Genomic DNA, 15,236 nt, shown 5'->3' on the forward strand with positions numbered 1-15,236 from the left:
TTTCTAGTTTTCAGCGTTAGCTAAAGTTTTTTCAAAAGTTTGTTGTGTTTCTAACCACTCATTGTAGTCTTCTTCACTTTCTACAACGATCTTCATTTGCATGTTGTAATGAGAAGCTCCACAAATTTTATTACAAAGAAGATAGTATTCAAATTCATATGGATCTAACGCCACATCACCTTCAGCTACTAACTCTTTACTTTTTTGTCGTCTAATTTCATTAATCTTACGAACTTTTTCAGTCATAAATTCAGTTGACTTATAATCTTCAGAAGTAACTGAAGGAGTGAATTTAAACTGAGTAACCATTCCTGGCACAACATTCATTTGAGCTCTAAAATGAGGCATATAAGCTGAATGTAAAACATCCTGACTTCTGAATTTAAAGATAACAGGTCTGTTAACAGGTAAATGTAATTCTGAACCAACTCTATCATCCATACCGTCTTTATCTGTAGGGTCGATACCGATTACATTCTGACCTTCAATGAAACGTACATTTGCGTCTCCTAAAGTATTATCCGCACCACTGTATCTTACTTTCCAACCGAATTGATAAGCATATACCTCCACTATTAAAGGATCATCATCAGTATTTGCATCCATGATATCATTCCAAGAAAATAAGCCCCAAAGAATTAAACCAGCTAATACAACAACTGGAATCGCTGTCCAAATAAACTCGAGTCTATCGTTATCTGCATAGAATAAAGCCTTTTGACCTTTTCTACCGTGATATTTATATGAGAAAAAGTGAAGTAGACCTTGCGTTAAAACTTGTACAACCATAATAACTACAGTTGTTAGAAGTAATAAGTTATCATAATCTGCTCCATGTGCAGAAGCTGCATCTGGAAGGAAATAATCTTGATACCCTACGAAACATGCAATCATCATGATGTACATGGCTATTACAAAAACAAGCATCATTTGACCTTGACGTTTATTATCAGAGTCGTTTGCTACTTCCGCTGCTTCAGCATCGTGTTCAGGAGATTTACCTAAATTAACGATTTTAGATATTTGCCATACAGAGATCGCAAAAAGGGCTGCTATAAATATGATTAGAAATGCTGTCATTACAGTTGTTTTCTATGGGTTTTAATAATGGAAATGTTTACTCTCTCCTAGATAAGGATCACCTTTAACTAATAAAGGAGCTTTTGATATCGTATGGAATACATAAAAGATAAATAGACCAGCGAAAAATAAGAACGAACCTATTTCCGGGAAACCTATAAACCAAGATTCACCTACCGTAGAAGGCATAACCATAACATAAATATCTAAATAGTGACCTATTATTATAAACAAACCAGCAGTTACTACAAACCAGTTGATACGTTTAAAGTCAGAATTCATAAGAATCAATAATGGGAATAAGAAGTTGATAGCAACCATACCGAAGAATACTATATTATAATCTTCAATACGAGTTACGAAGTAAGTTACTTCTTCCGGAATGTTAGAGTACCAGATCAACATAAATTGTGAGAACCATAAGTAAGTCCAAAAGATACTGATACCAAACATGAATTTAGCTAAATCATGAATATGAGAATCATTTACAAATTCTAAGTAACCTTTAGATTTTAAGAAAATGGTAACCAAGGCAATCGCAGTAATAGCAGATACAAACATACTTGCAAATACATACCAACCGAATAAAGTTGAGAACCAATGTGGATCAAAGCTCATTATCCAGTCCCAAGACATAATAGACTCTGTTACTATGAAGAATACTAAGAACATAGCACTGTGCTTAAAGCCTTTTTTATACCAAGCAATGTCACCATCCTTAGCTTCATCTTGCTTTAAACCAAATTTTCTAATGTTCCATCGATAGATATTCCAACCGACAAGAAAAGCACCAGCTCTGAATAACCAGAAAGGAACATTCAAGAAGCCTGTTTTACCTGCTACAATTGCATCATAATTTTCATGACCTACAACATCTACACCTTCATTCATCCAGATAAAAATATGATTAGCTCCTAACCCAGTTGCTAAAAGAAGAAGAAACATAATAATACCTCCTGGTAAAATGTAACTACTCACACCTTCCATAACTCTAAATAACACTGGAGACCATCCTGCTTGAGCTGCCTTTTGAACCGCGTGGAAAGCAAGAGCTCCTAAACCTATCATAAAGAAAAAGAAAGCTGCTACATAAACTGCTGACCAAGGTCTGTTCTGTAATTGATGATATACATGCTCTGCATGCTCATCTTCATGACTACCACCATGAGCAGATTCTCCATGATGTTCCCCTGAAACAGAAGAGTCATGACTAGCGTCACCATGAGATACAGTTGCAACATCATGATGTTCATTACTTTCTTCAGCATGCCCACCACCGTGTGCTGCTTCCTTTGCAAGCATTTCTTTAACTGCATCTTGAGAAGCTGGTACTTGCCAAAATCCTACCGCAGTTAGCAGTGCTCCTATGATAATAAGAGAGAATGCTACAATTTTTAATTTGCTTGTTACCTTATACATATATACAATATCTACTAGGGCTTAATGCCCTTCAGTTGTTGGTTCGTTTTCTGTAGCGTGATCATCAACACTGTGAGCATCCTCATCGTGGTGTACATCCATCATCGCCATTTCATCTTCCTTAGAAGTTTCAGTAACAAACTCTTGACGAGCCTGACCTTTTAAATCTCTAGTTAAAGCATCTACATGATGTGCTATTTGCCATCTCTCTTCAATAGAAGTTTGAGCAGCATAAGATCCCATGTAATTTATACCATAATACATAACATGATAAATAGAACCTTGTGAAATATCACGAGCATCATAGCTAGGAACTCCTAATATCTTTTCAGATTTAACCAAAGTACCTTGTCCATCACCTTTTTTACCGTGACATATAGCACAGTAAATTCCAAAAAGAGCTTCACCGTTAGTTAAATTAGCTTCAGTATATGGAAGAGGATTTTTCAAGTTCGCTTTCGCGGAAGCGTAACCATCATTAGTGTTATCATAATCATATGGCATCCACCCTCTAGAAACTGTACCTTCAACAGGTAATTGAGCTTCTACATTTCCAGGAAATATCTCTCCTTCTTGATAAGCCTCATAACCTGCAGACTCATACATGTTAGGGAAATACTGAACACTTCTATTTGAATCAGTTGCTGTCGACTTATCATCTCCTCCACAGGAAACAACAAGAATTGAAGCAAATGCAAACAAGAACGTTTTTACAGATCTATTCATTAGTGCGCTTCTTTGTCTATTAATTTTATCTCTACTGCACCAGTGTCATAAAGAAACTTTGTCGCTTCTTCAACATCAGCACCATGTGTATCAATCTCCATAAGGAAATGATCATCAGTCGTTCTTACATCAGGATTTTCAGCTTTCTTAAATGGCCATAATCTACTTCTCATATAAAAAGTGATAACCATTAAGTGAGCTGCAAAAAATACTGTTAACTCAAACATGATAGGTACAAAGGCTGGTAAGTTTTCCAAATATGAGAAACTAGGTTTACCACCTATATTCTGTGGCCAGTCTTCTATCATTATATAATTCATCATAGCAGTTGCTACACACAAACCTACTATTCCATATAAGAAAGCATTAATCGCAAGGCGAGTATCTGCAATTCCCATAGCTTTTTCTAGACCATGTACAGGAAATGGTGTGAATATTTCATCAATATGGTAATGCTTATCTCTAACTTGTTTTACTGCCTGTAGCAAAACATCGTCATCAGTATATAAAGCGTGTATAATTTTTGTTGACATAATATCTTAGTTCTACTCGCCTGGATGAGCGATAGGGTCTCCTGAAGAAGCTCCTGCGTTAGACTTCATTTTATTTTCTCTCAAAGTCTTGTACTTACTACCACTAGCTTTAAGTATAGATTTCACTTCTGCTTGTGCAATAACAGGGAAAGTTCTAGAGTACAATAAGAAAAGTACAAAGAAGAACCCAATGGTACCTATGAAGATACCTATATCGACAAACGTTGGTGAAAACATAGTCCAAGATGATGGAAGATAATCTCTATGCAAAGAAGTCACAATAATTACAAAACGCTCAAACCACATTCCTATGTTTACTACAATAGAAATAGCAAAAGAGAACATAATACTAGTTCTTAATTTCTTGAACCACATAAACTGAGGAGAGAACACATTACAAGTCATCATAGCCCAATAAGCCCACCAGTAAGGACCAGTCGCCCTGTTCAAGAAAGCATATTGTTCATACTCAACACCTGAGTACCACGCCACAAATAATTCAGTAATATATGCAACACCTACTATAGAACCAGTAATCATAATTACTATGTTCATTAATTCAATATGTTGCAAAGTAATGTAGTTCTCTAGGTGACATACTTTTCTCATAATAATAAGAAGTGTATTTACCATAGCAAAACCAGAGAAGATCGCTCCAGCAACAAAGTAAGGAGGGAAAATCGTTGTATGCCATCCTGGTATAACAGAGGTAGCAAAGTCAAAAGATACAATAGTGTGAACCGAAAGTACTAGTGGTGTTGCAAGACCTGCAAGAACTAAAGATACTTCTTCAAAACGTTGCCAGTCTTTTGCACGACCAGACCAACCGAAAGAAAGTATTCCGTAGATCTTCTTATTAAAAGGAGTTATAGCTCTATCACGGATCATAGCAAAATCAGGTAGCAAACCAGTCCACCAAAATACTAATGATACAGAAAGGTAAGTTGAAATTGCAAATACATCCCAAAGTAATGGCGAATTAAAGTTTACCCATAAAGAACCAAATTGATTAGGAATAGGTAAAACCCAATAAGCTAACCATGGACGTCCCATGTGAATAATAGGGAATAAACCAGCTTGAATTACAGAGAAAATAGTCATCGCCTCTGCAGAGCGGTTAATCGCCATTCTCCATTTTTGACGAAATAATAAAAGTACTGCAGAAATTAACGTTCCTGCGTGACCGATTCCTACCCACCATACAAAGTTAGTAATATCCCAAGCCCAACCGATGGTCTTGTTCAATCCCCAAACTCCAATACCAGTAGAGATCGTATAAGTAATACATCCTAATCCATAAAGAAATGCAATAAGAGCGATTGTAAACACAATCCACCATTGCTTATTTGCCACACCTTCTACTGGTGCCGCTATATCCCTTGTTACATCAGAATATGTTTTATCTCCTGTAACGAGAGGTCTTCTTATGGACGCTTCATAATGAGCCATAATATCTTGATTAGTTTTGCTAGTTAATTATACGTTTCTCACTTTAACCTGATACATCACATTAGGTTCAGTTCCCACTTCTTCTAATAGGTGATACATACGGTCTTGTTGTTTCACTTTAAAAATCTCAGATTCTTTATCATTGATATCTCCGAAGGTTATCGCACCACTTGAACAAGCATTAGAACATGCCGTAGCAAATTCACCATCTTTAATCATGCGACCGTCTTTCTTAGCTTCAAGAATAGTCATTTGAGTCATTTGCATACATAGAGAACATTTCTCCATTACACCACGACTCCTTACAGTAACATCTGGATTAATAACCATACGACCTAAATCGTTGTTCATATGATAATCAAACTCATCGTTACCATTATATAAGAACCAGTTAAATCTACGAACCTTATAAGGACAGTTGTTTGCACAATAACGAGTACCTACACAACGGTTATAAGCCATGTGATTTTGACCTTGACGACCATGAGAAGATGCAGCTACTGGACATACAGTTTCACAAGGTGCGTGATTACAGTGCTGACACATCACCGGCTGGAAAGCCACTTGTGGATTATCAGCTGGAACTTCCAACTCTCCAAAACCACCTAACGAACCATTATCACCGAATAACCCATCAAAACCATCTTTCTTAGCTTCATCAGCCTCAAAACTATCTTCTGAAGAGTAATATCTATCTATACGTAACCAGTGCATATCACGAGATTTTCTAACCTCAGTCTTTCCAACAACAGGAACATTGTTCTCTGCATGACAAGCAATAACACAAGCACCACAACCGGTACATGCATTTAAATCGATAGACATATTAAAATGATGACCTACAGATCTATCAAAACTTTCCCAAAGATCAACATCTGGAGAAGTAACCGGAGTTTCAACATGGTTTAAAGAAACCTCAGGCATAGGATTAAAGTTATCCTTATTACCGGTTCTATATGTTTCTAGATCAGTCTCACGAATAATATCGCGACCCATCATAGTATTTTGTAATTGAGTACAAGCAAACTCATGTGTACCACCTGCATCCTTCACAGAAACAGTTTGAACTGCAACACCGTTCTTATAGAAAGGATAAGCATTTACACCTGTCTGCATTTCTTCTTGAATAGCAGCTGTCTGACCATAACCTAAAGCTATACCGATAGTACCAGCGGCTTGTCCTGGCTGAATAAGAGCAGGCAATTTTCTTTGTACACCATCTAACGTTACCGTTACATATGTTCCATCAAGAGCACCGTTTGCTACATTTTCATTAACTACACCTACTTTCTCAGCATCTACTTGAGAGATAGTTACGTAATTATCCCAAGTCGTTCTAGTAATAGGATCCGGCAATTCTTGTAACCATGGGTTATTTGCCATAACACCATCACCTAAACCAGTTTTAGTATATAAAGTAAGCTCATAACCAGAAGGCTTTTTAGCACTAGCCATAGCACTTAAAGCAGCAGAGTTACTTATCACTTCGCGCTCAACATCCTCACCAGACTCAGAAACAACAACAGATGTTTTATAAAAACCATCTTGTAATGACTGATTCCAGCTAGAACCTGCAGCAGCAGAAGTATCTTTTAAGAAATCTTTGTAAGATTCAGTACTACCAGACCATTTTAATAAAGTGTCTTGTAACTGTCTAGTCTTAAAAATAGGATTTATAGTAGGCTGCGTTAAATACACATGACCTTTCTTTATTTCAGTATCACCCCAAGATTCAAGATAATGAGGAGTAGTAGCAACATAATTACATTTTTCAGCAGTTGCATTCATAGAAGATGCAAAAGATACTCTAAGAGCTACTTTTTCTAACGCTTTCGCGAAAGCGTCACTATCATCATAACTATATACAGGATCAACACCTGCAATAAAAATAGCACCTACCTTACCAGCATTCATATCCTTAACCAATGCATCCACAGAAGAACGGTTACCCTGACGAGTCAAGATAGGAGCGTCTGTATCAACAATAGTTGATCTTAAAGCTTCATTTATAGCAATAGTTAATTGATGAGCTGCCTGATCAGGAATACCACAAAGAACAACAGCTTTACTACCAGCACGCTTAAGACTAATAGCTGTTTGCTCCACAGATTTAGCTACTTTATCAGATAAAGAAACATTTGCTCCTCCACCTACTATTTTGCTATATAATGCAGCAATAATATTTTTTTGTTCAGTCGGCGTTACAGGATAACGTCTATCAGCATTAGAACCAGATAAAGATAAATTAGATTCATACTGGATATGTTGAGACATTTTACCGTTCTTAGGAACGCGAGATTTTGCATAACCCTTATCAAATCCTCCACCTTGCCAGTCACCTACAAAATCGGCACCTATAGAAACTATAGTTTCTGCATCTATAAAATCATAATCAGCTAATGCCCTCGATCCATATCTAGCTTCAAAAGCAGCAAGAGCAGCTTCTTCACCTACAGCGTCATAAGTAACGACACGTACATTAGAATACTTACCTTTTAACTGTGAAAAGATCTTATTCATTGATGGACTAGCAAAAGTTTGCGATAACACAACTAACTCCTTTCCATTTAATGAAGTCAATTGATTTGCAACTTGCTTATCAAACTCTTCCCAATTAGACTCAACTCCTTTAATCATAGGAGTTTTCAATCTATTGTTGTCATATAAAGATAACACAGAGGCATGAACACGAGCATTTGCATGACCGCGATACATCGCATCCTTATTACTCTCTATCTTAATAGGACGACCTTCACGAGTTTTAACCAATATACTAGCAAAATCATAACCATTTGCGATCGTTGTCGCATAATAGTTAGCCATTCCAGGAATGATTTGCTCTGGTTGATTAACGTAAGGCACAGAGTATATTACTGGTCCTTCACATGCTGCTAGCGATGCTGCCGCAGTACTGAAACCAACATACTTTAGAAAATCACGTCGTGAAGTGCTAGAAGACTCCATCGCCTCATCATTTCCTAAAAACTCATCAGAAGGAATAGGACTCGCAAACTCATTCTGCTCAAGATTTTTTACAATCTCATTGCTATCATCAAGTTGCGCAGTGCTTTTCCAGTATTTCTTAGTAGTAGCCATAAATATCTAAAACTATGTTATTAATAGTGGCATTTACCACATTCAAGTCCTCCTAAATCTGCGATAGTCAATTGACGACCACCACGAGCTTCAGAAAGTTCTTTGTGAATTTGTTCATAATATCCATTACCCTGAAGATCTACATTAGTCTCACGGTGACAGTTGATACACCATCCCATAGTTAATGGTGAATATTGATACATCACTTCCATTTCCTCAACAGGACCGTGACAAGTTTGACAAGCAATCTTACCAGCAGTAACGTGTTGTGCGTGATTAAAATATGCAAGATCTGGTAAGTTATGGATACGCACCCATCTTACAGGGCTCTCTTCACCAACAAACTTCTGCTCATCACTATCCCAACCAGTAGCTGCGTACAGTTTCTGAATCTCCTTATTATAATCAATCCCATATTCATCGATACCTTCTTTATAAGTAGCATCTGCTACCTCACCGATAGATTTATGACAATTCATACAAACATTTAACGAAGGAATGCCAGAGTGCTTAGACTCACGAGCACTAGAGTGACAATATTTACAATCTATCTCATTAGATCCAGCATGTATTCTGTGAGAATAATGAATAGGTTGAACCGGCGCATAACCTTGATCAACACCCACACTCATTAGAGCGCCATATGCGAAATACGCACTTGCTAACAATAAGAATATCGCAGTCACTAAAACTAAAAATTGATTTTGAACAAATGCCTTCCATATAGGAGTACGTTCTTCTTTTTCAAATTCTGTTTGAATACCGTTAGCTTCTGCAAATCTTTTTAACGTTTTGTTTACCACAATTAGCAACACTACTAACAGTAATAAAACTACCGCTAGCGCACCTAGTATAATATTATTAGAGATCGAAGATCCTCCAGAAACATCACCAGCACCAGCTTGACCAACCGCAGTATCATCAGTAGGCGTTGGCTTTTCAGTATCAGTATAAGCTATAATATTATCGATATCAGTATTAGAAAGCTGTGGGAAAGCATTCATGTTAGACTGATTAAACTCGTTGTAAATAGCTACTGCCTCAGCATCTCCTGTCGCAATTAAAGCCGTTGAGTTCTTAATCCAACTGTAAAGCCACTCTCTATCGTGACGTTGACTAACCTGAAAAAGCGCCGGACCGACCGCTTTTTTGTACAATTTGTGACACGATGCACAATTAGCTTTAAAAAGAGCCTCTCCTAAAGTAGCGTCTCCACCACTAGTAGCTTCTACAGGCGCCGCTGGCTCACCTTCTGAGGTGGTAGCATCTTGTCCGTAAACACTAATAGAACCTAGTGTCACGAAAACAAACGCTAGCATGAACTGCCATGCGGAAAAATGTAATTTCCTATTTATCATCTCGCTTAATGAATATTACTATAACTTTGGCACAATAATTACAGTATTTTACCGTATCGTAAATGCTTCCGCAAAAATAGGTCATAAATCGTTTATTTTTGCCCGTGAATAAAATGAAGAAAATAATTTATAACTATTCTAAATAGATTCGCTTTCGCGAAAGCTAACAATAAGAGAACACACGCTATGTCTAGAAAAAAAATACAAATTTTAATGGTAAGCCTAACCATGTTCGGTGTTGCATTTCAAGGAATTGCACAAGAATCAAAGCAAATTGATAAGCAAAAAATAGATGCCTTAGTTTCTACAAAAATCGCCATGGATAAATCTGGTGACTTTAAAGAACACTATACCATACAAATTTTTTACGGTGAAAGGAACAAAGCCATCGCAACAAAACGTCAATATGATGCTTTAAATCACGAATGGAAATCTGAATTAACTTGGGAACATCCTTATCACAAGATATGTGTAGGAACATACAGAAGCAGATTAGAAGCAGAGAGAGCACTACTTAAAATAAAAGAAAAATATTCCAATGCGCTTATTCTAAAACCTTAAATATCTCCAACAAGATACCGTTCTAAACAATAACAAAAAGCTCAATGACACCATTATCATTGAGCTTTTTCTTTATAAACCTACCTTGTTCAAATTCTAATAAACAATTAGACCACATCCCATTGATTAGATCCAAGCTTACAAGATTCAATACAACCATTAATTGCAAAGACTATACATATAACAATTCTATCATAACCAAATACAGAAACTAACATCTCAACTAAATTATATAATTCATAATATAATCATAAGACGATCACTAAAAACCTAACTAGTTAATCACACATTTTGATTCATTTTCTTAAATACAGACTTCACAATAAATTACCAAATAGAATTAATAAACCACAGCCGAGTTGAGATAGTCGAAAATACGGATTTACAGATAGTTCTATAAAATTAGAACACATACAATGTAAAGACCCAACCACAAACGTAATCCATCCTTCAAGGCAGCATCAACTTTACATTTATAACTCCTAAATCTATGGTAAAATGACAAGCCTCTATAAAATCATTTTAGCTATAAAATACAATCAAAGCGTTTACACTATTATCTATTCTAATGGACAATACACTACATATACCAAAAGTTTTATAAAGATTAAATAACACCTAATATCACCAACGATAGGAAATAACACTTTAATTACAAAACCAACGAATTCAAATATAGACTCAAATTTAAAATTGCCATATAATAGCATTGAACACAATTACCTAAATCAATAGATCTTTAAGATTAAAGTATTCAAAAACAAATAAGACATTATTGCGAACAAAAAAAAGCGTCTTCATTTTCATGAAGACGCTTTTTATATACTCAAGATACAACTTATTATTTCAAGGTTTTCTTAACCTCTACTTCATGGAAGGACTCTAAAACATCACCCTCTTGTAAGTCGTTATAGTTTTTAATCTGCATACCACATTCATAACCTTTAGCAACTTCCTTAACGTCATCTTTGAAACGTTTAAGCGCAACAAGTTCTCCTGTATAAACAACAACACCATCTCTTATCAGCCTTACACCACCATTTCTAAATATCTTACCGTCTGTAACCATGCACCCTGCAATGGTACCAATTTTAGATATTTTAAACGTCTGTCTAACTTCTGCATTACCAGTAATCTCTTCTTTAAGCTCTGGAGAAAGCATTCCTTCCATCGCATCTTTAAGATCATTAATTGCATCATATATAATCGAATAAGTACGGATATCCACTTCTTCTCTATCTGCTACGACTCTTGCATTACCTTGTGGACGAACATTAAATCCGATTATTATCGCATCAGATGCAGTCGCAAGCAATACATCACTTTCAGTAATCGCACCAACAGCCTTATGTATGATATTAACCTGAATTTCTTCCGTAGATAATTTCTGGAAAGAATCAGTTAACGCCTCTACAGATCCATCAACATCACCTTTAAGGATTAAGTTAAGCTCTTTAAAGTCTCCCAATGCGATACGACGACCGATTTCATCAAGTGATAATGTTTTCTGAGTACGAACAGACTGCTCACGTTGTAATTGTGTACGCTTAGCTGCTATAGACTTAGCTTCACGCTCATCTTGGAATACGTTAAACTTGTCACCAGCTTGTGGAGCACCATCTAAACCTAGTATTGAAACAGGAGTAGAAGGACCAGCTTCTTGCACATCATGACCACGCTCATCTTGCATCGCCTTAATCTTACCATGTCTAGGACCAGCTAGAACATAATCTCCAACTTTTAATGTCCCAGCTTGAACAAGTATAGTAGAAACATATCCACGACCTTTATCAAGGAACGCCTCAACCACTGTACCAGTTGCCGGTTTGTTAGGATTAGCTTTTAAATCTAGTAACTCTGCCTCAAGTAAAACTTTTTCAAGTAATTCTTTAACACCAGTACCTACTTTTGCAGAGATATCATGAGATTGTATCTTACCACCCCAATCTTCTACAAGTAAATTCATTTGTGCAAGACCTTCTTTTATCTTTTCAGGGTTTGCATGCGGCTTATCAATCTTGTTAATTGCGAATACTATAGGTACTCCTGCTGCTTGCGCATGGGAAATAGCCTCTTTAGTCTGCGGCATGATATCATCATCTGCTGCAGCAACAATAATTGCAATATCAGTAACTTGAGCACCACGAGCACGCATCGCTGTAAAAGCCTCGTGACCAGGTGTATCTAAGAAAGCTATTTTCTGGCCATTATCTAGTTGTACCCCATATGCACCTATGTGCTGTGTAATACCACCGCTTTCACCAGCAATAACATTTTCTTTTCTAATATAATCTAGAAGAGATGTTTTACCGTGATCTACGTGACCCATTACCGTAACAATAGGTGCACGTGAAACTAAATCTTCTTCATTATCTAAAACTTCAGCAACACTTTCTTCTATATCCGCATTTACGAACTCTACATCGAAGCCAAACTCTTCAGCAACGATAGACATCGTTTCAGCATCAAGTCTTTGATTCATCGTTACCATCATCCCTAGAGACATACATGCACCGATAACTTTATTTACAGGAACATCCATCATAATAGAAAGATCACTTACAGTAACGAATTCCGTTACCTGTAATGACTTATCCTCTGCTTGAGCTTGCTCTGCAGCATCAACTTTATCACGGTGACTCTCTCTCTTATCTCTACGGTATCTAGCCGCTTTAGACTTAGAAGACTTACCTTGTAATTTCTCAAGAGTCTCCCTTACCTGCTTCTGGATTTCTTCATCTGTAGGCTCCTCTTTAACAATATTTTTACGTCCAGTATTGTTATTATTACCGCCACGTCTATTATTAGAGCGATTACCGCCACCTCCAGAACCTCCAGGTTTTGAAATACGCTTACGCTTACCTCTATTCGTATCTGCAGCTTTTTTCTTAGGCTTAGCAAATTGAGAAAGGTCAATTTTCTTACCAGTAACTTTAAGACCACCTAATTTCTTATACTCAGTCTTAATAACTTCTGGCTCCGAATTAACCGCCTCTACTGGCTCGGCCTTAGCAGCATCAGGTGACTTAGTAGCTGGCTTAGGCTGCTTAGCCTCTTTAGCTACCTCTTCAACTTTAGACTTTGCTTTAGGAGAAACAGCCTCTGTCTTCGGTTTAGACTTAGCAACATTCTTAGACCCCTCTACCTTTTTAGATGCCTCAGGCTTCTTCTTAGGTTTAGATCTCTTATTTGCATCTAAATCAATTTTACCTTTTAAGGTTGTACCCATTGCTTTAGGTCTATTAGAAACCTGAGCGACTTCTTTAGACTCTTCAGAATCGGTTTTTTCTTTAGGAGGAGCAACACTAGCTTTCTCAGCCTTAGGAGACACTTCCTTAACAACAGCCTCAACAGCCTTTTCAGGTACTTTAGTCGTCTTTTCTGCTTTCTTACCAGCATCCAGATCAACTTTACCTACTTGTTTAGGACCACCTATAGAAGCCTTAGCTTTTATAACCTCTTGTTGTCTCTTTTGTTTTTCCTCAAGTTCTTTTTCTCGCTGCAATCGCAATTCTTCTTGTTCCTTGCGACGTTCAGCACCTACTTCCTTTGAGGCTACTTTTTTGCTCTTGTCAGTTTGAAACTCATCAGCAAGTGCTTTATAGACGCTAGCATCTATTTTTGTGGTAGGGCGAGCCTCTATCTCAATTCCTTTAGAATTAAGATACTCCACAGCACGGTCTAGAGAAATATTAAATTCTCTTAGAACTTTGTTGAGTCTCATGTTTTTTACTTCGGCCATAAAATGGTTCAGGATTGACTTTAATTTCTAATCTAATCTTCAAATTCTGCTCTCAGGATTCTAACAACGTCTAAAACGGTTTCCTCCTCAAGATCTGTACGTTTTATTAAGTCAGCAACGTCTTGCTCTAGAACACTTTTGGCAGTGTCCAATCCTATCTTACTCAATTCTTCAATAACCCATCCATCGATAACATCGGTAAATTCGGTTAACTCTACATCTTCTTCAGCACCCTCTCTTATCACATCGATGTCGTAGCCAGTTAGCTTACCAGCTAGTCTTATATTGTGACCTCTACGACCTATCGCCTTAGAAACCTCTTCAGGACTCAAACGCACTTCTGCCTTTTTAGTCTCTTCGTTGATTACCATAGAAACAATCTTTGCAGGACTTAAAGCTCTCGCTATATAAAGTTGCGTATTGGCCGTAAAGTTAATTACATCTATGTTTTCATTCCCTAATTCACGAACTATTCCATGAATACGAGAACCCTTAACACCTACACAAGCACCTACAGGATCTATACGGTCATCATAACTATCAACAGCAACCTTAGCTTTTTCACCAGGCTCCCTTACAACAGCTTTAACAGATATAACACCGTCAAATACTTCTGGAATCTCTTGTTCAAAAAGCTTCTCTAAAAACTTAGGAGATGTTCTTGATAGAATAATATTAGGCTTATTACCTCTTAATTCTACACTCTCAATAACACCACGTACATTTTCACCTTTTCTAAAGAAGTCAGATGGAATCTGTCTGTCCTTAGGCATGATTATCTCATTACCATCATCATCTAACAATATAATTGCTCTATGTCTTATGTGATGAACCTCAGCACTATAAAGCTGACCTTCTAACTCTTTAAAATGTTTAAAGACATTAGTATTATCATGCTCATGAATCTTCGCAATAAGATTCTGTCTTAAAGCAAGAATCGCTCTACGTCCTAATTGAATAAGCTTTACTTCTTCTGCAACGTCTTCACCAACCTCATAATCAGGCTCGATTTTCTGAGCTTCTGTTAATGAAATCTCAGAATTATCATCTTCTACTTCATCATCAGCCACAACAACACGATTACGCCATATCTCTAAATCACCTTTATCAGGATTGATAATAATATCAAAGTTGTCATCTTCACCATACTTTCTTTTCAAAGCGGCTCTAAACACATCTTCCAAGATCGCCATCAACGTGACACGATCTATCATTTTATCATCTTTAAACTCAGAAAAAGACTCGATCAATGCGAGATTTTCCATACTACTT

Annotated in this window: 10 protein-coding genes; 1 reads left to right on the plus strand and 9 read right to left on the minus strand. The window is 36.9% G+C overall.

All coding sequences use genetic code 11. From position 1 onward, the window contains the following. Positions 1-3: 3 nt before the first annotated feature. From ABJF08_RS05390 to ABJF08_RS05420, 7 genes are read right to left on the minus strand one after another with little or no spacing between them, the layout of a single operon-like run. Positions 4-1,080, minus strand: a complete 1,077-nt coding sequence (locus ABJF08_RS05390; protein WP_348115048.1) for a cytochrome c oxidase subunit II — start codon at positions 1,078-1,080, stop codon at positions 4-6. 21 nt (positions 1,081-1,101) lie between these two features. Beyond that, the gene (locus tag ABJF08_RS05395) at positions 1,102-2,499 is read right to left on the minus strand and encodes a quinol:cytochrome C oxidoreductase (protein ID WP_348115049.1); all 1,398 of its coding nucleotides are present in this window, start codon (positions 2,497-2,499) and stop codon (positions 1,102-1,104) included. Positions 2,500-2,520: 21 nt separating this feature from the next. Next, positions 2,521-3,225 carry a cytochrome c gene (locus tag ABJF08_RS05400; protein ID WP_348115050.1) on the minus strand — a complete coding sequence of 235 codons (705 nt, stop codon included), beginning with the start codon at positions 3,223-3,225 and terminating at the stop codon, positions 2,521-2,523. Continuing rightward, complete coding sequence (locus ABJF08_RS05405; RefSeq protein ID WP_104514480.1) at positions 3,225-3,758, minus strand: DUF3341 domain-containing protein; 534 nt, start codon at positions 3,756-3,758, stop codon at positions 3,225-3,227. Before ABJF08_RS05405 ends, ABJF08_RS05400 begins: the two co-directional genes overlap by 1 nt. Positions 3,759-3,770: 12 nt before the next feature. After that, entirely contained in the window at positions 3,771-5,207 is a 1,437-nt protein-coding gene (gene nrfD / locus ABJF08_RS05410; protein WP_348115051.1) for an NrfD/PsrC family molybdoenzyme membrane anchor subunit, read from the minus strand. Positions 5,208-5,234: 27 nt separating this feature from the next. Continuing rightward, positions 5,235-8,303, minus strand: a complete 3,069-nt coding sequence (locus ABJF08_RS05415) for a TAT-variant-translocated molybdopterin oxidoreductase (RefSeq protein WP_348115052.1) — start codon at positions 8,301-8,303, stop codon at positions 5,235-5,237. A gap of 20 nt (positions 8,304-8,323) precedes the next feature. Then, positions 8,324-9,622, minus strand: a complete 1,299-nt coding sequence (locus tag ABJF08_RS05420) for a c-type cytochrome (protein WP_348115053.1) — start codon at positions 9,620-9,622, stop codon at positions 8,324-8,326. Between the two features lie 225 nt (positions 9,623-9,847). On the opposite strand from ABJF08_RS05420, the gene ABJF08_RS05425 reads away from it, so the two are divergent. Beyond that, on the plus strand, positions 9,848-10,222 hold the full coding sequence (locus tag ABJF08_RS05425; protein ID WP_348115054.1) for a translation initiation factor IF-2: 375 nt from the start codon (positions 9,848-9,850) through the stop codon (positions 10,220-10,222). Between the two features lie 841 nt (positions 10,223-11,063). On the opposite strand, the gene infB is transcribed toward ABJF08_RS05425, so the two are convergent. Both infB and nusA read right to left on the minus strand, forming a co-directional pair. Continuing rightward, positions 11,064-13,964: a translation initiation factor IF-2 gene (gene infB, locus ABJF08_RS05430; RefSeq protein ID WP_348115055.1), complete on the minus strand. Its 2,901-nt coding sequence runs from the start codon at positions 13,962-13,964 to the stop codon at positions 11,064-11,066. 32 nt (positions 13,965-13,996) lie between these two features. Continuing rightward, complete coding sequence (gene nusA / locus ABJF08_RS05435; protein ID WP_348115056.1) at positions 13,997-15,229, minus strand: transcription termination factor NusA; 1,233 nt, start codon at positions 15,227-15,229, stop codon at positions 13,997-13,999. Positions 15,230-15,236 lie beyond the last annotated feature (7 nt).

Origin of the sequence: Nonlabens sp., assembly GCF_039941875.1 — a bacterium.
In the GTDB taxonomy this organism is placed as follows: Bacteria; Bacteroidota; Bacteroidia; order Flavobacteriales; family Flavobacteriaceae; genus Nonlabens.

Bases quoted from the DNA above. Each gene is read 5' to 3' on its own strand.
- ABJF08_RS05390 (WP_348115048.1), bottom strand. From the start codon at position 1,080: ATGACAGCATTTCTAATCATATTTATAGCAGCCCTTTTTGCGATCTCT.
- ABJF08_RS05395 (WP_348115049.1), bottom strand. From the start codon at position 2,499: ATGTATAAGGTAACAAGCAAATTAAAAATTGTAGCATTCTCTCTTATT.
- ABJF08_RS05400 (WP_348115050.1), bottom strand. From the start codon at position 3,225: ATGAATAGATCTGTAAAAACGTTCTTGTTTGCATTTGCTTCAATTCTT.
- ABJF08_RS05405 (WP_104514480.1), bottom strand. From the start codon at position 3,758: ATGTCAACAAAAATTATACACGCTTTATATACTGATGACGATGTTTTG.
- nrfD (WP_348115051.1), bottom strand. From the start codon at position 5,207: ATGGCTCATTATGAAGCGTCCATAAGAAGACCTCTCGTTACAGGAGAT.
- ABJF08_RS05415 (WP_348115052.1), bottom strand. From the start codon at position 8,303: ATGGCTACTACTAAGAAATACTGGAAAAGCACTGCGCAACTTGATGAT.
- ABJF08_RS05420 (WP_348115053.1), bottom strand. From the start codon at position 9,622: ATGCTAGCGTTTGTTTTCGTGACACTAGGTTCTATTAGTGTTTACGGA.
- ABJF08_RS05425 (WP_348115054.1), top strand. From the start codon at position 9,848: ATGTCTAGAAAAAAAATACAAATTTTAATGGTAAGCCTAACCATGTTC.
- infB (WP_348115055.1), bottom strand. From the start codon at position 13,964: ATGGCCGAAGTAAAAAACATGAGACTCAACAAAGTTCTAAGAGAATTT.
- nusA (WP_348115056.1), bottom strand. From the start codon at position 15,229: ATGGAAAATCTCGCATTGATCGAGTCTTTTTCTGAGTTTAAAGATGAT.